Genomic DNA, 19,633 nt, shown 5'->3' on the forward strand with positions numbered 1-19,633 from the left:
CTACTTTACGGACAGACACTAAGTAATTTCAATTTATTACGGGAATAAAATTTCTGAAAATCTTTTAAAATCGGCTTTAAGAGGAAAATGCAAAAAAAAAATGTGAAAAGTTTGACACAAAAAAGCACCAGTGAGCATTTTGTGTTCTCCAAATAGAAAGAATTCAAAAATCAATTACGCCACCATAGCTCAGTGGTAGAGCAGGGGTTTTGTAAACCTCTGGCCGTGGGTTCGACTCCCTCTGGTGGCTCCATAAGTGTTAGAAAATCGTGTAAAATGGAAACCCATAGCAAGCGACAATTAAAATTATCGCCTTATGGGGAGATACCCTAGCGGTCAAAGGGAGCAGACTGTAAATCTGCCGGCGACGCCTTCGGAGGTTCGAATCCTTCTCTCCCCACCATTTCATTTAATTTGCGGGAATAGCTCAGCTGGCTAGAGCATTAGCCTTCCAAGCTAAGGGTCGCGGGTTCGAACCCCGTTTCCCGCTCCATGCTCATGTAGCTCAGTGGTAGAGCACTTCCTTGGTAAGGAAGAGGTCACCGGTTCAATCCCGGTCATGAGCTCCATATCTATCATCATTTTGGGAGGATGTATGGCTAAAGAAAAATACGTTAGAAACAAACCACACGTTAATGTTGGAACAATTGGTCACATTGATCACGGAAAAACCACATTAACAGCAGCTATGACCAAAATCTTAGCAGCAAAAGGACAGGCAGAGTTTATTGATTTCGATCATATTGATAATGCCCCCGAAGAAAAAGAACGCGGTATTACTATCGCAACAGCACATGTCGAATATGAAAGTGATAATCGGCATTATGCGCATGTGGATTGTCCCGGACATGCTGATTATATCAAAAATATGATCACCGGTGCAGCCCAAATGGATGGCGCCATCTTGGTTGTTAGTGCAGCCGATGGTGTTATGCCTCAAACAAGAGAACATATTCTTTTGGCAAAACAGGTTAATGTCCCTAAAGTCGTTGTTTTTTTAAACAAAGTTGACTTAGTGGATGATCCTGAATTGATTGAACTTGTAGAATTGGAAGTTCGTGACTTGCTAAATGAATATAAATTCGATGGAGATGATGCTCCTGTTATTATGGGCAGTGCTCTTGAGATGCTTAACGATTCGGAAGATCCCGAAAAGATTAAACCTGTTTATGAATTGATACAAGCTCTTGATGACTATATCCCAACTCCGGAAAGAGAAACGGATAAACCATTCTTAATGCCAATCGAAGACGTTTTCAGCATTCCCGGACGCGGAACAGTAGTTACAGGTCGAATCGAACGTGGCGTTATTAAAACTGGAGACAAAGTCGAACGAGTTGGTATTCGTGAAACAAAATCAACAGTTGTTACCGGTGTTGAAATGTTCAGAAAAATTTTGGACAGAGGTGAAGCCGGTGATAATGCGGGATTGCTTTTACGTGGTATCGCAAAAGATGAAGTAGAACGTGGAATGGTTATTGCCGCTCCTGGTAGCATAACCCCTCATAAGAAATTTAAAGGTGAAACCTACATTCTTACAAAAGATGAAGGTGGAAGACATAAACCTTTCTTCAATGGTTATAGACCACAGTTGTATTTCAGAACAACAGATGTAACAGGAACTCTTAATTTACCTGAAGGCGTTGATATGGTAATGCCAGGTGATAACATCACAATGGAAATCGAACTTATTAAGTATATTGCCATGGAATCAGGATTACGTTTCGCTATTCGTGAAGGTGGACGTACTGTTGGAGCCGGTGTCGTAACTGAAATTATTGAATAGGGCTTGAAGAATGCGAGTATATATAAAATTAGAGTGTACCGAATGCAAATCACGTAATTATACGACAAAAAAAAATCGTCAAACGCATCCTAAGAGAGTTGTATTTAAAAAATATTGTCCGGTTTGTAAAAAACATACCGAGCATAAGGAAACAAGATAATTCCTGCGTAGGCTCGTAGCTTAATTGGCAAAGCAGCGGTCTCCAAAACCGAAGAGTGCGGGTTCAATTCCTGCCGGGCCTGCCATTATTTTCTGATATTGGATGAAACTATGTTTAAAAAGACTATAAAATTTTTTAAAGAAGTAAAACAAGAATTACGTCATGTCGCCTGGCCTAGTATGGTTGACCTAAAAGAAGGTACCTACGTTGTGCTCAGTTTTTCTGTCTTATTTGGTGTTTTTATCTGGCTGGTAGATAATATCTTCACGCAAATTCTAGGGTTTGTATTATTTAAATAATGGAAAAAAAGTGGTATGTTCTCCAAACTTATGTAAATCGGGAGAACCAAATTAAGTTAGCCTTGGAAAAATTACTTACAGAAAGTGATCTGGCAGAATACTTTGGTGATATTCATATTTCATCTCATAAAACTTTTATCGTTCGGAATGGGAAAAGGATTGTTAAAGAAAAAAAAATATTCCCCAGCTATATCATGATCGAAATGGTGATGACACCTGAAACAAAAAGATTGGTCATGTCAATACCGAAAGCGATGAAATTTATGGGAAGCGGACAAACCCCAATCCCCATATCAGATAAAGAAAAGAATAGGATACTTGGTATCAAACAGGATGACGGTGAAACTATTAGTGAAATAAATTTTATTGTCGGAAGTCGTATGAAAATTATTGAAGGACCTTTCAAAGATTTTGAGGGTTCAATTGGAAAAATTAATTCTGACAAGCAGAAACTTGTAGTTAATGTAACCGTTTTCGGTCGCATTACACCAGTTGAAGTGAATTATAATCAGGTTGAATTACTTGATTGAAGGATAAATAATTATGGCAAAACAAATTTTAGGTAAAGTTAAATTGCAATTAAAAGCTGGGCAAGCAACCCCAGCCCCTCCAGTTGGTCCTGCATTAGGTCAATATGGTGTAAATATTCCAGGTTTTTGTAAACAATTTAACGATATTACAAAAAAAGATCAAGGCTTGATAATCCCTGCTGAAGTAACAATTTATAAAGATAGATCGTTTAAATTTATTGTGAAAACTCCCCCGGCAGCTATCCTTTTAAAAAAAGAAGTTGGACTTGCAAAAGGATCTCCTACTTCTCATACGGAAAAGGTTGGTTCTGTCACGGAAGAGCAGCTGGAAAAAATTGCTAAGATTAAAATGAAAGACCTTAATGCGTCTGATATGGAAGCAGCAAAAAGAATGATTGCCGGGACTGCTAGAAGCATGGGTATAACTATTCAAAAAAAGGGCTAAAAATACGAGAGTGATATTATGAAAAAGGGAAAAAAATACATACAAGCACAAGAAGAGTTTGATACATTAGAATTATATTCAATATCGGAATCGCTTGAGCTTTTGAAAAAAATTCCGCATAAAAAATTTGACGAAACGGTTGAATTACATCTGGTTATGGGAGTAAATCCCAAAAAAGCAAATGAGATGATTCGCGGAACAGTTGTTCTTCCGAACGGAACCGGTAGAGATGTAACAGTTCTGGTTTTTGCAAAAGGTGACAAAGCGGATGAAGCAAAAGAAGCAGGTGCTGATTTCGTTGGGATGGAAGATCTTGCCGAGAAAATTAATGGCGGTTGGACAAATTTTGATGTGGCAATTGCAACCCCGAACATGATGAGATTTGTCGGTAAACTCGGTCGTGTACTTGGGCCGAGGAAATTAATGCCAAATCCCAAAACAGGAACAGTTACTTTGGAAGTTGAAAAAGCAGTAACAGAAGCAAAAGCAGGTAAAGTCGAATATCGAGTAGATAAGCATGCAAATATTCATCTCCCCGTTGGAAAAATTTCTTTTGACAATGATAAATTAATTGAAAATATTGGTGCAGCTATGGCTGCTATCTTGCACGATAAACCGGCAGCATCAAAAGGTAAATATATAAAAAAAATGACTATTTGTTCAACCATGAGCCCGGGAATTCGAATTGATTCTCCTGCTTATATTAAAGAACTAAAAGCAAAGTAGGATTTATGGCAGAAAGACAAATTAATCCCCAAAAAATAGAAAAAGTTGATATACTGACAAAGCGAATACAAGGTGCAAAATCGTTGCTTCTTGTGGATTATAAGGGAATTACAGTAGAAGAGGATACTGCTTTAAGAGGACAATTTAGAGAAAGTAATGTAGATTATTTCATTTGTAAAAACACATTACTAAAAAGGGCTCTGAGTAACCTTGAAATAGGTGGATTAGATTCTTATCTTGTTGGTCCGACTTCAATAGCGTTATCCAAAGAAGATGAAGCTGCTCCAATCAGAATTCTCGCAAATTTTAAAAAGAAACTTCCCGAAGAAAAAAGTATTCTGGATTTTAAGATAGGCATTGTTGATAAAATAGTTATGAATCCTGATAAACTGAATCAAATCGTGGACTTGCCGTCAAAAGAAGAACTTTTGGCAAGAGTCGTGGGTGGTTTCAATGCGCCGATTAGCGGATTTGTTGTATGTCTGAATGGTATTTTACAAAAGTTTGTATTAGCATTAAACGCAATTAAAGATAAAAAAGAAGCATAATTTCATTAAAATCAAAATTTAAAAATATACATATTATATAAAATAAATCCTAACCGAAATACAAAGAAATGTTAACAATAATTAGAATTAAATTAGAAAAAATTATTCTGAAACCTTATAGGAGGATTAATGTCCGAAACTAATAAGAAGGATAAAATCGTTGAACTTGTAAAAGAGTTAAACGTGATGGAATTAGCCGAGCTCGTAAAAACCCTTGAAGAAGTGTTTGGTGTAAGCGCCTCAGCTTCAGTAGCAGTTGCAGCTCCAGCTGCCGCAGCCGTAGAAAAAGAAGAAGAAAAAACAGAATTCGATGTAATTCTGAAATCATTCGGTGCTAAGAAAATTCAAGTTATCAAGGTTGTAAGACAAATCACAAAACTTGGTCTTAAAGAATCAAAAGCATTAGTAGATGATGCACCTAGCCCAATCGTTGAAGGTGTTCCCAAAGATGAAGCCGAATCTGTCAAAAAGCAAATTGAAGCCCAAGGTGGTGAAGTCGAGATTAAGTAGTAATAAATTATATGTTGAATTCTATTACTAGGCGAAAGCCTGTTCTATAATTATTTCGTTCCGATACGTTCGGAACGAAATAATTTATATAAGGAGAAAGCTTGGAACAAAGAAAGAGCTTTTCAAAATTAAGGAAAAATTTACACGGTTTTAAACTCCCGAAGATTGAAATCCCAAATCTGTTATCAATGCAGAAAAATTCTTATGCTAAATTCCTTCAGAAAGATATCCATCCTCAAAAAAGAGATGAGGATGTTGGATTAGAAAAGGTATTCAGACATCACTTTCCTATTGAAGACCCACGTGGACAATATCGGCTTGAATATATAAATTATTCTTTACTTACTGAAAAATATGATGCTGATGAATGTAATGATAGAAATTTAACTTATCAAGCACCCTTAAAAGTTAAATTTCGACTTACAGTCTTTGAAAAAACTGCTCAGGATGAACCAAAACGAGTAAAAAATGTTATTGAGCAGGAAATGTTTCTTGGAGAAATTCCAGTCATTACAGATAAAGGCACATTTATTATCAATGGTGAGGAGAAGGTAATTATCAACCAACTTCACAGATCACCCGGTATTGTTTTCACCGGTAAAACCCATGGAAGTGGGAAAAGGTTATTCACGGCAAAAGTAATTCCTGTACACGGTTCGTGGTTTCAATTTAAAACCGACACAAAGGATATAATTTATGCTTTGATAGACAGAAAACACAAAATTCCAGTAACCACATTATTCCGATGCTTGGGGATTTCCGACAATGACACTATTCGCTCGATTTTCTACAAAACCGAGGAAATTGATATTTTTGTACCGCCGGTAGAATCTGAAGCGGATTCTTCCGATCAGTCAAAAGGCAGAAAAAATCCCCTTGCCGGTAATGAAGATAGAATCATTTTCCGTGATATAATTGATGAAGAAAGCGGAGAAATTATTGCCGAAGGTGGAAATATTCTAACCAACGCACTTGTTGATAAATTAACCGCTGCTGGATATAAAAAAGTTACCGTAATTCACAGTGATTGCGAAGTTTCCCAAAGAATTATAGAGTCAACCCTCTCCAAAGACACAAGCAGTAATCAAGAAGAAGCTCTGAAATTTATTTATAACTTGATTCGACCGGGAGAAGAACCAACCAAAGAAGTCGCTGAAGAACTAATAAATCGAATTTATTTCAACAAGAAAAGATATAGCCTCGGGAAAATCGGTAGATTTAAATTAAATAGACGTTTGGGTATTGACATTGATATTAATACGCAAATTATGACAAAAGAAGATTTTGTGGCTATCTCAAAAGAAATCATCTCTCTTGTTAAGGGTGAAAGTTCCACCGACGATATTGATCATCTCGCAAACAGAAATGTAAGTGGCGTGGGAGATTTGGTTGCAAATCAATTCTCTATCGGACTTGCTCGAATTGTTAGAATCGCTCGTGAAAGAATGACTTTGAGCAATCCGACTGATATTCGCATTGTAAAATTAATTAATACGAATGCACTGATGGGCGTTGTTCATTCTTTTTTCCTGACTGGTGAACTTTCACAATTTATGGAACAAGCGAATCCGCTTGCTGCAATCACTCATATGAGAAGATTGAGTGCATTGGGTCCAGGTGGGTTGAAACGTGAACGCGCTGGCTTTGAAGTGCGTGATGTTCATTATTCCCATTACGGTAGAATTTGTCCTATCGAAACTCCGGAAGGACCAAATATCGGACTCCTCACATCCCCTTCTTTATACGCAAAACTTGATGAATATGGATTTTTAGTTACCCCATATATCAAGATAAAAGAGGGAAAATTGACTCAGGAAGTTGTTTATTTGGATTCTATTTCGGAAGAAGGGAAGAAGATAGCGCAGGCTGGTATTCGCGTTGATGCTCATGGAAATATCAAGGATAAATCCTTACAGTGCCTTCTGAGTGGAGACTTTATAAAAGTTCCCAAAGAAGAAGTTGATTATGTTGATGCCTCCAAACAGCAAATTGTGAGTATGTCCACAGCGTTAATTCCATTTCTTGAGCATGATGATGCAAATCGTGCTTTAATGGGTTCCAATATGCAAAGGCAGGGAGTTCCCCTTATTAATCCACAGGCGGCAATCGTTGCTACAGGGATCGAAAAAATAATTGCTCGAGACTCTGAACTGGCTGTAAAATCTCCTTTTGATGCGGTTGTGAAATCGGTTACCTCAAATAAAATTGTTCTGAAAAGGGAAGAAGAAGATGGTGTTCTCAGTTTAGACAATGAAGCGGAAATACACTTTAAGAAATTTGAAAGAACAAATCAGGATACTTGCATTAATCAACATCCGGAAGTAGAAATTGGACAGAAAGTAAAAAAAGATGAATTAATATCAGATGGACCTGCAATTAAAGATGGTGAGCTTGCTCTCGGAAGAAATATGCGAGTCGCATTTATGCCTTGGTATGGTTATAATTATGAAGATGCGATTATTATCAATGAACAAGTAGCTCGAGATGATGAACTTACTTCAATTTATATTGATGAGCTCGAAGTTTTAGTTCGAACTACACGCGAAGGCGATGAAGAATTAACGAGTGATATACCGAATGTTCCCAAAGTAGCACTGCGAAATCTTGATGAAGATGGGATTGTGAAAGTTGGTTCAAGGATAAAAGCCGGTGATATTCTCGTTGGTAAAATTACTCCAAAATCATCAGGGATTGACCTTTCTCCTGAAGAAAAGTTGATGAGAGCTCTTTTCGGTGAACGAGCTGGAGATTTTTCCAACTCATCCTTAAAAGCAAAACCAGGGATGGAAGGTGTTGTTGTGGATGTGAAAATATTCGCAAGGAAAGATGGTACCGAAGAAAACGAAGAAGAGAAAAAAGAACAATTGAAACAATTGAAAGTAGTATTTCAAAATGAAAATCGTAAGATCTATGATTTTTTGAAGAAACGATTAACAAAGTCAATTCTCGGCGAAAAATCTAATAGACTTATGGAAAAGAAAACCGGCAGGTTTTATCTACCGCCTAACAAGAAAATTACAGAAAAAAATATCAACAAGATTAGCTTTAGCAAATTGAATCTCGAACAGCAGTTAATTCAGGATGAATCAAAACAGGATAAAATTTATTCTGGCATTATTTTCCAAGTTAAGCGCTTGTTAGATGATAATGAAAATGAATATAAGAAAAAATGTGATAGAGTAAAGTATGGTGACGAACTTCAATCGGGTATTTTGCAAATGGTGAAAATATTCATCGCAAAAAAACGTCAGATTGAAGTTGGTGATAAAATGGCTGGAAGACATGGAAATAAAGGAGTTATAGCAAAAATAGCTCCAATTGAAGATATGCCATTTATGGAAGACGGTACAACTGTGGATATTATTCTAAATCCAATGGGTGTTCCATCTCGAATGAATATTGGGCAGATTTTGGAAACACATCTTGGTTGGGCTGCTCAGGCTCTGGGATATAAGGCTGAAACACCTGTCTTTGATGGTGCTACTATTGATGAAATCACTAAGGAATTAGAAAAAGCCGGATATGATGGTGATGGAAAAACGGTACTCTACGATGGAAAAACCGGAGAAGCATTTCACAATAGAGTAACAGTTGGTATCATCTATATGTTGAAATTGAACCACCTTGTTGTTGATAAAATGTATGGAAGATCCACAGGTCCTTATTCGCTTGTAACCCAACAACCACTCGGTGGTAAAGCACAACATGGCGGACAAAGATTAGGAGAAATGGAAGTCTGGGCTCTTGAAGCTTATGGTGCCTCACGTCTTCTGCAGGAAATGCTTACGGTTAAATCGGATGACGTTATAGGTAGAAACAAAACTTACGAAGCCATAACAAAAGGCAAAGAATTGCCTAAACCAGGAATCCCGGAATCGTTTAACGTGTTAGTTTCCGAACTTAAAAGTTTGGGGCTTAATGTCGAGTTGATTTCGGAAAATATTGATGATATTCAAGGATAATCTCCCCCGCAATTTGCGGATGAAGGATTAGCCGCCACTAGCGGAGATCCTCCTTAGGAGGAAAATAAATGATTAGAGAGTTAAAACGAGACGTAAAAATAAAAAGTTATGATGCAGTACGCATCAAAATTGCCTCTCCCGAAAAAATTCGCGACTGGTCTTTCGGTGAAGTAACCAGACCGGAAACCATAAACTATAGAACCCTTAAACCCGAAAGAGACGGTCTGTTTTGTGAAAAAATATTCGGACCTGAAAAGGATTATGAGTGTTCTTGCGGAAAATATAAGAAGTATAGATTCAAGGGTTTGATTTGCGATCGGTGTGGGGTTGAGGTTACAAGTTCAAAAGTTCGCAGATCCCGAATGGGTCATATAGAATTGGCTGTACCTATTGCTCACATCTGGTTTGTGAAGTCAATTCCGAGCCCTTTGCAACACCTTCTTGGCTTGAGCAAAAAAGAACTGGAAAGAGTTCTTTATTATGAATCGTATGTTGTTCTCGAATCCGGCGCTTCCGATTATGAAACCGGTGAAGTTATTGATGAGGATTCATATTTAGAAACAATCGAGCGATATCCCGTAGGTTTCAAAGCGGGAATGGGTGCGGCGCCGATTAGAGAGTTGCTTTCGAAACTTGATTTAGACGATGAGATAGATAAATTGAGGATAGCAATTAAATTTGAAACAAAAACCAAAAAGCAGAAACTTATAAAAAAATTAAAAATCATTGATTCGTTGATTAGCTCCGGCAATAAACCGGAGTGGATGATAATGGAAGTCCTTCCTGTTATGCCACCAGACTTACGACCTTTGGTTTATCTTGAAGGTGGAAGTTTTGCAACTGCCGATTTCAATGATCTCTATAGACGAGTAATTACACGAAATAACCGTTTAAGATCACTCCTCGAAGGAAATGCTCCGGAAGTAATCTTGAGAAACGAGAAAAGAATTTTGCAAGAAGCTGTTGATGCTCTTTTTGACAATAGTAGGAAATCCAGACCTGTTAAGGGAAGAGGAAAACGCGTTCTCAAATCACTAACAGATCAACTTAAAGGAAAGCAGGGACGCTTCCGCCAAAATCTTCTTGGTAAACGTGTGGATTATTCGGGTAGATCCGTTATTGTTATAGGTCCTGATTTGAAATTGAACCAATGTGGATTACCAAAAAAAATGGCTCTGGAACTTTTCAAACCTTTTATAATTGAAAAAATTGAAAAGCTGGAGGGTGTAAAAAACACAAAACAGGCAAAACATTTCATTGAGCAAAAGAAACCTGAAGTATGGAAAATCTTAGAAGAAGTGATTAAAGATTATCCCGTAATCTTGAATCGTGCTCCAACATTGCACAGATTAAGTATGCAAGCATTCTATCCTGTTCTCACCGAAGAAAAGGCAATTCAACTTCATCCCCTTCTTTGCTTCCCGTTTAATGCTGATTTTGACGGTGACCAGATGGCTGTACATATTCCACTTTCAGGTGAAGCACAGATGGAAGCAAGAATATTGATGACCCCAGGACAGAATATTCTTTCACCGGCAAATGGTGCTCCGGTTCTAAAAGCAAGTCAAGATATCGTCTTGGGATTCAATTTCTTAACAATTGCCAAGTCTCTAAAACCCAAGGGTGTGTCTATTAAGAAATTGTCCCATTTTGCTTCTGCAGAAGAAGTGATTATGGCTTTTGAATATTCAAAAGATGCTATCTGTCAAAAGTATTCCGCTGGAACACAAACAAATCATAAAATTGAGGAAAAAGTTCTTGACTTTCACAACTGGATTTATTTTAGAGAACCAAAATCAAAAAAGAATATAGTAACTACTGTGGGTAGAGTTATCCTTAATGAAATTATTCCTGATGAATTGGAATTTAAAAATTATGTTTTTGACAAAGGTAAGATAAATCAATTATCGGCTGAAGTTTTTCAAAATTGTACAAATTATCGAACTGTTCAATTTCTCGATGATTTGAAAGAAATCGGATTCCGTTATGCTAGTAAATCCAGTGTAACTTTTAGTATGAGTGATATTGTTGTTCCTGAGGAAAAGGAAAAAATTCTGAATGAAACCGAGAAAGAAGTCAGGGAAATTCAAAATGATTGGGAAACCGGTATTATTACCGCAGGTGAACGATATGATCGTTTGATTGATAAATGGAAAGCAGCTACAGATGAAGTTACAGATTATATGATGGAGAAACTTGAAAAAGATCAAAATGGATTCAATCCCATCTGGATTATGGCTAATTCCGGTGCTCGTGGTGGACGAGACCAAATTAAGCAACTTGGTGCGATGCGTGGACTAATGGAAAAACCTCAGAGAAAAATTACAGGCGGAATTGGTGAAATAATTGAAAATCCAATTAAGTCGAGTTTCAAGGATGGATTAACAGTTCTTGAATACTTTATCTCTACGCATGGTGCCAGAAAAGGTTTGGCTGATACTGCTCTCAAAACTGCTGATGCCGGATATCTTACCAGACGTTTGGTGGATGTCGCTCAGTCAATGGTTGTTTCTCAAGAAGATTGTGGCACTATGGATGGTGTTATGATGAAAGCTTTAAAAGAGGGAAATCGTGTTATAGAACCATTAAGTGATAGAATTAGAGGGCGTACATCTGCAGAAGACGTGGTGGATCCGGTAAGTAATAAAATTATTGCTCAAGCTGGTGAAACAATTTCAGATGAAAAAGCGAATATTATTCAGAAGCATGGAATTCAATCTGTAAAAATACGTTCTGTCCTTACTTGTGAGGCTTCCAAAGGAATTTGTGTAAAATGTTATGGGAGAAATCTCGCTACCAACAAACCGGTAGTAATCGGTGATCCGGTTGGAGTTATTGCCGCCCAGAGTATTGGTGAACCGGGCACACAACTTACATTACGCACATTCCATATCGGTGGTGCCGCAAGTACTTTGGTGGAACAGGCAGAAGTGAATGCCGAAAATGACGGAATTATCAAATTTGATCGAATTGATTTTGTTGAAAATAGAGACAAAAATAAAATATGTATAAGTAATAAAGGTAAAATTGGGATCCTAGATCCATCCGATAATAAAGAAATTGCTTCCTACGTGGTGGAATATGGTGCAACTATCTTTGTTTCTGAGAATGAAAAAGTTGTTAAAGATACTTTGCTGTGCAGTTGGGACACATATAACCATCCTCTTATTGCTACAAAAGACGGAACTGTAAAATTTAAAAATTTTGTGGAGAATTCTACTTATGAAACTGAATTCAACGAAACAACTGGTAAATCTGAAATTAATATTATTCAATCACTTGAACCAAAAAAACAAGCTGAATTAGTCATCATAACTGATGAAGGTGAACATATTAGTTATCCCTTAACGGAAGGATTAAGTTTAGAAGTTGAAGATAAATCCGTGGTATTCAAAGGTGATATCTTGGGTAAGACAACTAGGGTAACAATTAAAGCGAAAGATATTACTGGTGGTCTTCCACGTGTTGTAGAATTATTTGAAGCTCGCTCTCCAAAAGAAAAAGCTATTATTTCGGAAATTGAGGGTACTGTTCATATCGGTAAATTAACTCGTTTTGGCAGAAGAATGACAGTCGTGGCTGAAGACAGTGGAATTGAAGAAAAATATACTGTTCCCTACGGCAGAAGAATTATCGTTCATGAAAATGATAAGATAAGAAGTGGTGATCCTCTCTCTGATGGTTCGATAGATCCTCACGATTTGCTGGAAGCTCGTGGTATAGTTGAAACACAAGAGTTTATTACAAATGAAATTCTGGAAGTTTACAGAAAACAGGGTGTTGATATCAATGATAAACATATTCGATTGATTATCCGCCAGATGCTCCAAAAAGTAAAAATAATTAACCCGGGTGATACGTATTTCCTCGAAGGTGAAATCGTGGATAAATTTGAAGTGAAAAGGGTGAATATTAATGTCGAAGAAGATGGTGGTGAAGTTGCCACTTTTACACAGCTGCTTATGGGTATTACAAAATCTGCCCTAAATACGGAAAGTTTTATTTCAGCAGCCTCGTTCCAAAATACGACCAAAGTACTTACACAAGCAGCAATCGCCGGAAAAGTGGATACGCTTGAAGGATTAAAGGAAAGCGTGATCATTGGTCATATAATTCCAGCTGGTACCGGAACTCCAAAATATCGAAATCTGGTAAAAAGCACATTAGAAGATAAAATTAGCATGAAAAAAACCGTTAACGAATTATTGTTCAAAAAAACAAAACACAAATAACAAAACGAGGGGAGATATCCCCTTGTAGGAGGCTAAATTGCCTACAATATCACAACTTGTACGAAATGGTAGAAAAAAATTTACCAAAGCAAAAAAAAATAAGGCTCTTGACGGATGTCCGCAAAAACGAGGTGTCTGCACACGTGTCTATACTACTACTCCCAAAAAACCAAATTCTGCTTTAAGAAAAGTTGCTCGCGTAAGACTTTCAAACGGAAAAGAGGTTACGTGTTATATTCCCGGTGAGGGACATAATCTTCAAGAACACTCTCTTGTTCTTGTTCGTGGAGGTCGTGTAAAAGATCTTCCCGGTGTGAGATACCATCTTATTCGAGGTACACTGGATGCCATGGGCGTTGATGACCGTAAACAAAGTCGTTCAAAATATGGAACGAAGAAAACAAAAGGATTGTAATCAATTGTGAGGATATATGTCTAGAAGAAAAAAAGCTCAGAAACGAGAAGTTAGCCCTGATCCGATTTATCGCGAAATTATTGTAACTCAATTTATTAATCGCTTGATGTTGGCTGGGAAAAAGAGTCTTGCAGAAAGAAAATTCTATATGGCATTAGATATTATAAAGGATAAACTTAATGAAGACCCTTTGGAAGTATTTAAACAAGCTATAGAAAATGTTAAACCAAAAATTGAGGTTAAAACTCGCCGTGTCGGTGGTGCAAATTATCAAGTCCCACTTCAAGTTAGACCTGGAAGGCAACAAACTTTGGCTTTTCGTTGGATTGTAAAGTATGCACGAAAAAGAAATGAACGACGTATTGAAAACCAATTGGCGGGTGAACTAATGGATGCATATAAAAATCAAGGTGCATCTATTGATAAACGAAAAGAAGTTTGGAGAATGGCAGAAGCAAATAAAGCATTTGCCCATTTTAGATTCTAAGTATTTAGGATGAATAATATAAGGCACGAAACCACTCAAGAGCACCCGGGAAAGAATATGCAACCGCGATATATAAAAAAATATTTTTTTTATTTTTGTGTAATTTTGCCCGCCCGGTGAAATGCTTTTATCTGTTTAATTTCACGGTTGTGGCGAAAAATTAAAAAATTAAAAAATGGATTATTCCCTTAAAAAGATCAGAAACATCGGTTTCATTGCTCATATTGATGCCGGTAAAACTACTGTAACAGAAAGAATTCTGTATTACACGGGGATACTTCACCAGATCGGTGAAGTTCATGAAGGCACCGCTACTATGGACTGGATGGATCAGGAAAAGGAACGTGGTATTACCATAACCTCTGCTGCTACAACTTGCTTCTGGAAGAATAACAGAATTAATGTCATAGACACACCCGGTCATGTTGATTTTACGGTGGAAGTTGAAAGAAGTTTGCGGGTTTTAGATGGCGCTGTTGTGATTTTTTGTGGTGTTGCCGGGGTAGAGCCCCAGTCCGAAACCGTCTGGCATCAAGCGGATAAATACAATATTCCCCGAATAGCTTTTGTGAATAAACTTGATAGAGTCGGTGCAGATATCGAATATGCGGTTGAAACAATAAAATCAAAATTACAACCGAATTCATTTCTAATCCAATTTCCGATTTTCTTAGATGAAAAATTTGTAGGTGTAATTGATCTCGTTGAGCAAAAATCTTACCTTTTTAATGAAGAGCAACTGGGAATAAAATTTATTACAAAAAACTGGGAAGAAACTGAGAAATTATTAGAATTGAATCAATTGGCACTAAAAAATGCCGGAATGCTTCGCTTGGCACTAATAGAAAAACTTGCTGATTACGATGAAAATATTTTCCAAAAATTTGTCGAAGAAGAAAAAATATTTCCCGAAGAAATACGAGCTGCTATAAGAAAAGCAACTCTTAGTTGTAAATTTGTTCCGGTACTTTGTGGTTCCGCTTTAAAAAATAAAGCACTCCAGATGTTACTTGATGCTATAGTTGATTATCTTCCATCTCCAAATGATGTTCCCCCGATTAAAGCTCATAAACCGGGCTCGGATGATGTTGTAGAAATCACACCTTGGGGAACAAAATCCTTTTCCGCTCTTGCTTTCAAAACTCAGATTGATTCTTATGTTGGCAAATTAACCTTTATTCGTGCATATTCGGGAAGATTGAATAAGGGTGAATACGTCTTGAATGTAAATAACGATAAGAAAGAAAGAGTTACAAGAATTCTCAAAATGCATGCAAATAAATCTGTGAATGTGGATCATATTTCTGCTGGTGAAATTTCCGCAGTTGTTGGACTTGATAATACAACATCCGGGAATAGCATTACTGATAAAAACCATCCTTATCTACTTGAGACGATAAAGTTTGCCGAACCTGTCATGTCAATTGCAATAGAATCACGAACAAAAGAGGATGAAGATAATCTGAAGGAAATACTTCCGCGATTATTGGAAGATGATCCGACCTATCAGTTGAAAGAGGATAAAGAGACCGGTCAAACTTTGATATCAGGAATGGGAGAACTCCATCTTGAAATTTTGGTAAACAGGCTTCTATCAGATTTTAAGGTTAATGTAAATGTGGGAAAACCGCGAGTGAATTTTAAAGAAACCATTTCCGGAGAAGTTACCGCAAAAGGAATTCTTACAAGAAAAATCGGAAGTCATGGGCAGTTTGCAGAAGCAGAAATCAAAGTTGAACACCATAAAGTTGACAGAGAAAGTGCTGCTCAAAAAACATGGTTTACAAATAATACTTCTGAAGAAGAAATCCCCAAGCAGTTTATCCCGGCTGTCGTGGCAGGTATAAGGGAAACAGCAGCAGGTGGATTGCTAACAGGCAATGAAGTGCAGGACATAAAAGTTACCTTGACCGGTGGCTCCTATAGCGAAGTAGATTCATCAGAAGTTGCTTTTAAAATCGCCGGTTCTATTGCTTTTGTAAATGCACTCAGAAAAGCAAAAACAGTTTTATTAGAACCTATCATGGAAATAAATATAATAACTCCCGATGCTTATCTTGGGAAAGTTATTAATGATTTAAATAGTAGACGCGGAAGAGTAACGAACGTGAAAGAAAAAGAGTCAATAAAAATTATACACGGTTATGTGCCTTTGAAAGAAACTTTTGGGTACTCCACAAACCTGCGATCTGTTTCGCAGGGAAGAGCTTCTTATTCTATGGAATTCTATAGATATGAGGAAATTCCTGAAAATATTTCAAAGGGAATTATTGAAAAAATGCGAGGATATTAATAATACGAGGCGAAAATGAACAAAATTAGAATTAAATTAAAAGCGTATGACCATTTCCTTCTGGACAAATCTGTAGTTGAAATTATTCGTAACACCAAAGGGACAGGTGCAAAAATTATTGGTCCTATCCCACTTCCAACCAGAAAAAAAATTTATACTGTTCTTCGTTCCCCGCATGTGGATAGCAAGTCGCGGGAGCAGTTTGAAATGAGAACATATAAACGGTTGGTTGATATTGAAAATGTAACCCCCAAAACAACTGATGCTATCAAAAATCTTAATATCCCTGCTGGTGTTCATATTGAGATAAAGGCATAAATTTGAATTTATTTTGTCCACCTAAGGTGAATCTACCTCAGGTATAAAAGGAGTTAAAATGTTAGGATTGATCGGAAAAAAAATTGGAATGACGAGAGTTTTCTCTGAAAACGGAAAATCTATCAATGTTACTGTAATTCAGGCTGGACCTTGTGTTGTTACCCAAAAAAGGAATGTTGAGAATGAGGGATATTCTGCTATTCAGATGGGTTTTAGTGAAACTAAAGAAAAACGTATCAAGAAACCGCAAATCGGACAATTTAAGAAAAATGGATTAAAATATTATAAATATTTAAAAGAATTTAGACTTAGTGATGAAGAATTGAATGCCTATGACATTGGTTCTGAAATTGATGTGAATATCTTCAAAGAAAATGAAAATGTAAATGTAACCGGTACATCAAAAGGTCGTGGGTTTGCCGGTGTGATAAAAAGGCATGGTTTTCATGGAAAAATTGCGACACATGGTACGCATGAATCATTTCGTGGAACAGGTTCGGTAGGACAGTGCGCCACCCCTGCAAGAATTTTTAAAGGAAAAAAAATGCCAGGACATATGGGTAATGCAAAAGTTACTGTTCAGAATCTTCAAATCATTAGAATTGATAAAGAAAAGAATATTCTCTTAGTAAAAGGTGCTGTTCCCGGACATAGGAACACTCTGCTTACAATTAAAAAAAAGTAAATTAAGGTCTCATTATGGAAGCTATAAAATATTCAAAAATAGGTGAGAAGATCGAAGAGATCAAATTGCCCGAAAATCTTTTTGATGCAGAAGTCAATGAAGCGGTTTTGCACGAAGTAGTTACTATGTATCATAGAAATCAAAGGCAGGGAACAAAATCTACCAAGAGTCGCTCGGATGTGAAATGCTCCGGTAGAAAATTATATCGTCAGAAAGGTACGGGTAGAGCCCGTGCTGGTGATGCCGGTAGCCCAACTCGCGTCGGCGGTGGAGTCGCTTTTGCCCATAAGCCAAAGAATTGGACAAAAAAAATACCCAAAAAGAAAAAAAGATTGGCACTTCGTTCTGCATTGAGTAGCAAAAATGAACATATCTTCATTGTAGAAGATTTTGATTTTGAAAAAGCATCTACAAAACAGGCAAATGAAATTATAAAAAAAATGGACATTGGTTTCAGAAAGTGCCTTCTTTTAATGCCGGATAATTCCTCAATCGTAAGAAAATCTTTTGGTAATTTAAAAAATTTTCAAACAAGTCGTGCTCAGGATGTTCACCCATATCTGATTTTAAATTCAAGTGATATTATAATTACTGAAAATGCTCTTAAAATGATGGAGGAGACATTCCATGAATAAGCATCCACGAAAAATCATTCTCGAAACAATGTTTACTGAAAAAAGCACACATCTTAAGGAAGATAATAATTGCTATATTTTTAAGGTGGATAGAACTGCTAATAAAATTGAAATCAAAAATGCAATTCAAGAAATTTTTGAAGTGAAAGTAAGGAAAATTAATACAATGTATTATAAGGGAAAACCCAAAACATTAGGCAGACATACTGGCAGAAGACCAGCTTGGAAAAAGGCAGCTGTCTATCTTGAAAGAGGTGAATCAATTAAAGAATTTGAAGTTTAGTAACATTTAGCCACTTCTTATACAGATAAAAATAAGATGAAATATTTAAAAAGATTTCTTTAATTTTTCTCTGTTTTTGCGGCATAAATTTATTACTCATTTTATTTCTGATATTATTGACAGGAATTCGTGAACTTTGAGTTTTTAGCACCTATTTAATTACGGAGTTAATTTATGGCAATTAAGAAACATAAACCCAATACACCAGGTCAAAGGTTTTATACCAGCGACGATTTTGAGTTCATTACGGCTTCAAAATCGGAGAAATCTCTTTTAGAGAAAAAGAGGAGAGGATCAGGTAGAAATAGCCAAGGTCGTATTACAATTCGATCTCGTGGTGGCGGGCATAAAAAAATTTATAGAAAGATTGATTTTAAAAGATACGATAAAAAGGGCATACCCGCTCTCGTCCATTCTGTTGAATATGATCCAAACCGTTCGGCTTATATCGCTCTCCTATTTTATGTTGATGGTGAAAAACGATATATTGTTGCTCCAAACCAAATACATGTGGGTGATAAAATTGTAGCTGATGAAGCAGTTGAGATAAAATCAGGAAATTCTACACCTGTAGAAAAAATCCCCATAGGCTCACTTGTGAATAATGTAGAATTTACACCCGGAAAAGGTGGGCAAATAGCTCGAAGTGCCGGCACTGCTGCTCAGATTGTTGCCAAAGATGGAAATTATGTTCATATTAAAATGCCTTCCGGTTCGATTCAAAAAATACGGAAGGAATGTTATGCCACTATCGGACAGATTGGCAATATTGATAATAACAGATATTGTCTTGGAAAAGCCGGAAGAAATCGTTGGCTCGGAAAACGTCCTCACACCAGAGGTGTTGCTATGAATCCGGTTGACCATCCTATGGGTGGTGGCGAAGGAAAAAGTTCCGGTGGACGTCATCCGATATCACCTTGGGGACAACCCGCAAAAGGTTATAGAACCAGAAAAAGTAAAAAGTATTCAAATAGTTATATCATTAAAGCAAAAAAGAGAAAGAAAAAGTAATGTTTTTATTGAATTCGGAGGATCATAGTTATGCCTAGATCATTAAAAAAAGGACCATTTGTTGACGATTATCTCATGCAAAAAATTGAGAAGTTAAACAAAAAAAAATCAAAAAAAGTCATTAAAACTTGGTCCAGACGCTCAGTTGTGTTACCGGATTTTATCGGGCACACTATTGCTGTTCATAATGGAAAAAAATTTGTTCCTGTTTATATCGTTGAAGATATGGTTGGTCATAAGCTGGGAGAATTTTCTCCAACGAGAATTTTTCGTGGACATAAAAGGAAAAAGGGAGTAGTGTAGGT

General features: G+C 36.8%; 19 protein-coding genes and 5 tRNA genes. All 24 read left to right on the top strand.

Annotated elements, in window-relative coordinates; genetic code table 11:
- Positions 1 to 178 precede the first annotated feature (178 nt).
- A tRNA-Thr gene (locus U9P79_03090) sits at positions 179 to 253 on the top strand.
- Positions 254 to 318: 65 nt separating this feature from the next.
- A tRNA-Tyr gene (locus U9P79_03095) sits at positions 319 to 403 on the top strand.
- Positions 404 to 416: 13 nt separating this feature from the next.
- A tRNA-Gly gene (locus U9P79_03100) sits at positions 417 to 493 on the top strand.
- Between the two features lies 1 nt (position 494).
- Positions 495 to 569 (top strand) — tRNA-Thr (locus U9P79_03105).
- Between the two features lie 26 nt (positions 570 to 595).
- Positions 596 to 1,786 carry an elongation factor Tu gene (gene tuf, locus U9P79_03110; GenBank protein ID MEA2103614.1) on the top strand — a complete coding sequence of 397 codons (1,191 nt, stop codon included), beginning with the start codon at positions 596 to 598 and terminating at the stop codon, positions 1,784 to 1,786.
- Between the two features lie 10 nt (positions 1,787 to 1,796).
- On the top strand, positions 1,797 to 1,946 hold the full coding sequence (gene rpmG, locus U9P79_03115) for a 50S ribosomal protein L33 (GenBank protein ID MEA2103615.1): 150 nt from the start codon (positions 1,797 to 1,799) through the stop codon (positions 1,944 to 1,946).
- A gap of 9 nt (positions 1,947 to 1,955) precedes the next feature.
- Positions 1,956 to 2,031, top strand: a tRNA-Trp gene (locus U9P79_03120).
- Positions 2,032 to 2,056: 25 nt separating this feature from the next.
- Positions 2,057 to 2,245, top strand: a complete 189-nt coding sequence (secE, locus tag U9P79_03125) for a preprotein translocase subunit SecE (protein ID MEA2103616.1) — start codon at positions 2,057 to 2,059, stop codon at positions 2,243 to 2,245.
- On the top strand, positions 2,245 to 2,775 hold the full coding sequence (nusG, locus tag U9P79_03130; protein ID MEA2103617.1) for a transcription termination/antitermination protein NusG: 531 nt from the start codon (positions 2,245 to 2,247) through the stop codon (positions 2,773 to 2,775). The genes secE and nusG overlap by 1 nt, the downstream gene beginning before the upstream one ends.
- A 13-nt stretch (positions 2,776 to 2,788) precedes the next feature.
- On the top strand, positions 2,789 to 3,220 hold the full coding sequence (gene rplK, locus U9P79_03135) for a 50S ribosomal protein L11 (GenBank protein MEA2103618.1): 432 nt from the start codon (positions 2,789 to 2,791) through the stop codon (positions 3,218 to 3,220).
- Between the two features lie 18 nt (positions 3,221 to 3,238).
- On the top strand, positions 3,239 to 3,946 hold the full coding sequence (gene rplA / locus U9P79_03140) for a 50S ribosomal protein L1 (GenBank protein MEA2103619.1): 708 nt from the start codon (positions 3,239 to 3,241) through the stop codon (positions 3,944 to 3,946).
- A gap of 5 nt (positions 3,947 to 3,951) precedes the next feature.
- Positions 3,952 to 4,494: a 50S ribosomal protein L10 gene (rplJ, locus tag U9P79_03145; GenBank protein ID MEA2103620.1), complete on the top strand. Its 543-nt coding sequence runs from the start codon at positions 3,952 to 3,954 to the stop codon at positions 4,492 to 4,494.
- A gap of 129 nt (positions 4,495 to 4,623) precedes the next feature.
- Positions 4,624 to 5,004 (top strand): 50S ribosomal protein L7/L12, encoded by a 381-nt coding sequence (gene rplL / locus U9P79_03150; protein ID MEA2103621.1) that lies wholly within the window; start codon positions 4,624 to 4,626, stop codon positions 5,002 to 5,004.
- A gap of 101 nt (positions 5,005 to 5,105) precedes the next feature.
- Positions 5,106 to 8,966 (top strand): DNA-directed RNA polymerase subunit beta, encoded by a 3,861-nt coding sequence (gene rpoB / locus U9P79_03155; GenBank protein MEA2103622.1) that lies wholly within the window; start codon positions 5,106 to 5,108, stop codon positions 8,964 to 8,966.
- 68 nt (positions 8,967 to 9,034) lie between these two features.
- Positions 9,035 to 13,198 (top strand): DNA-directed RNA polymerase subunit beta', encoded by a 4,164-nt coding sequence (gene rpoC / locus U9P79_03160; GenBank protein ID MEA2103623.1) that lies wholly within the window; start codon positions 9,035 to 9,037, stop codon positions 13,196 to 13,198.
- A 37-nt stretch (positions 13,199 to 13,235) separates the two neighbouring features.
- On the top strand, positions 13,236 to 13,613 hold the full coding sequence (gene rpsL / locus U9P79_03165; GenBank protein MEA2103624.1) for a 30S ribosomal protein S12: 378 nt from the start codon (positions 13,236 to 13,238) through the stop codon (positions 13,611 to 13,613).
- Between the two features lie 16 nt (positions 13,614 to 13,629).
- Positions 13,630 to 14,100 (top strand): 30S ribosomal protein S7, encoded by a 471-nt coding sequence (gene rpsG / locus U9P79_03170; GenBank protein ID MEA2103625.1) that lies wholly within the window; start codon positions 13,630 to 13,632, stop codon positions 14,098 to 14,100.
- A gap of 175 nt (positions 14,101 to 14,275) precedes the next feature.
- Positions 14,276 to 16,393, top strand: a complete 2,118-nt coding sequence (gene fusA / locus U9P79_03175; protein MEA2103626.1) for an elongation factor G — start codon at positions 14,276 to 14,278, stop codon at positions 16,391 to 16,393.
- A gap of 15 nt (positions 16,394 to 16,408) precedes the next feature.
- The gene (gene rpsJ / locus U9P79_03180; GenBank protein ID MEA2103627.1) at positions 16,409 to 16,711 is read left to right on the top strand and encodes a 30S ribosomal protein S10; all 303 of its coding nucleotides are present in this window, start codon (positions 16,409 to 16,411) and stop codon (positions 16,709 to 16,711) included.
- Positions 16,712 to 16,769: 58 nt separating this feature from the next.
- Entirely contained in the window at positions 16,770 to 17,396 is a 627-nt protein-coding gene (rplC, locus tag U9P79_03185; protein MEA2103628.1) for a 50S ribosomal protein L3, read from the top strand.
- A 14-nt stretch (positions 17,397 to 17,410) separates the two neighbouring features.
- On the top strand, positions 17,411 to 18,031 hold the full coding sequence (gene rplD, locus U9P79_03190; GenBank protein ID MEA2103629.1) for a 50S ribosomal protein L4: 621 nt from the start codon (positions 17,411 to 17,413) through the stop codon (positions 18,029 to 18,031).
- Complete coding sequence (rplW, locus tag U9P79_03195) at positions 18,024 to 18,314, top strand: 50S ribosomal protein L23 (GenBank protein ID MEA2103630.1); 291 nt, start codon at positions 18,024 to 18,026, stop codon at positions 18,312 to 18,314. The genes rplD and rplW overlap by 8 nt, the downstream gene beginning before the upstream one ends.
- Before the next feature lie 174 nt (positions 18,315 to 18,488).
- Positions 18,489 to 19,328, top strand: a complete 840-nt coding sequence (gene rplB / locus U9P79_03200; GenBank protein MEA2103631.1) for a 50S ribosomal protein L2 — start codon at positions 18,489 to 18,491, stop codon at positions 19,326 to 19,328.
- A 30-nt stretch (positions 19,329 to 19,358) separates the two neighbouring features.
- The gene (gene rpsS, locus U9P79_03205) at positions 19,359 to 19,631 is read left to right on the top strand and encodes a 30S ribosomal protein S19 (protein MEA2103632.1); all 273 of its coding nucleotides are present in this window, start codon (positions 19,359 to 19,361) and stop codon (positions 19,629 to 19,631) included.
- Positions 19,632 to 19,633 lie beyond the last annotated feature (2 nt).

It is taken from the genome of Candidatus Cloacimonadota bacterium (assembly GCA_034661015.1).
In the GTDB taxonomy this organism is placed as follows: Bacteria; Cloacimonadota; Cloacimonadia; order JGIOTU-2; family JGIOTU-2; genus JAYEKN01.

Coding starts and splice junctions, on each gene's coding strand:
- rpsG (MEA2103625.1), top strand. CDS start 13,630: ATGTCTAGAAGAAAAAAAGCTCAGAAACGAGAAGTTAGCCCTGATCCG.
- rplK (MEA2103618.1), top strand. CDS start 2,789: ATGGCAAAACAAATTTTAGGTAAAGTTAAATTGCAATTAAAAGCTGGG.
- rpsS (MEA2103632.1), top strand. CDS start 19,359: ATGCCTAGATCATTAAAAAAAGGACCATTTGTTGACGATTATCTCATG.
- rplC (MEA2103628.1), top strand. CDS start 16,770: ATGTTAGGATTGATCGGAAAAAAAATTGGAATGACGAGAGTTTTCTCT.
- tuf (MEA2103614.1), top strand. CDS start 596: ATGGCTAAAGAAAAATACGTTAGAAACAAACCACACGTTAATGTTGGA.
- secE (MEA2103616.1), top strand. CDS start 2,057: ATGTTTAAAAAGACTATAAAATTTTTTAAAGAAGTAAAACAAGAATTA.
- rplA (MEA2103619.1), top strand. CDS start 3,239: ATGAAAAAGGGAAAAAAATACATACAAGCACAAGAAGAGTTTGATACA.
- rplW (MEA2103630.1), top strand. CDS start 18,024: ATGAATAAGCATCCACGAAAAATCATTCTCGAAACAATGTTTACTGAA.
- fusA (MEA2103626.1), top strand. CDS start 14,276: ATGGATTATTCCCTTAAAAAGATCAGAAACATCGGTTTCATTGCTCAT.
- rplJ (MEA2103620.1), top strand. CDS start 3,952: ATGGCAGAAAGACAAATTAATCCCCAAAAAATAGAAAAAGTTGATATA.
- nusG (MEA2103617.1), top strand. CDS start 2,245: ATGGAAAAAAAGTGGTATGTTCTCCAAACTTATGTAAATCGGGAGAAC.
- rpoC (MEA2103623.1), top strand. CDS start 9,035: ATGATTAGAGAGTTAAAACGAGACGTAAAAATAAAAAGTTATGATGCA.
- rpmG (MEA2103615.1), top strand. CDS start 1,797: ATGCGAGTATATATAAAATTAGAGTGTACCGAATGCAAATCACGTAAT.
- rplD (MEA2103629.1), top strand. CDS start 17,411: ATGGAAGCTATAAAATATTCAAAAATAGGTGAGAAGATCGAAGAGATC.
- rplB (MEA2103631.1), top strand. CDS start 18,489: ATGGCAATTAAGAAACATAAACCCAATACACCAGGTCAAAGGTTTTAT.
- rplL (MEA2103621.1), top strand. CDS start 4,624: ATGTCCGAAACTAATAAGAAGGATAAAATCGTTGAACTTGTAAAAGAG.
- rpsJ (MEA2103627.1), top strand. CDS start 16,409: ATGAACAAAATTAGAATTAAATTAAAAGCGTATGACCATTTCCTTCTG.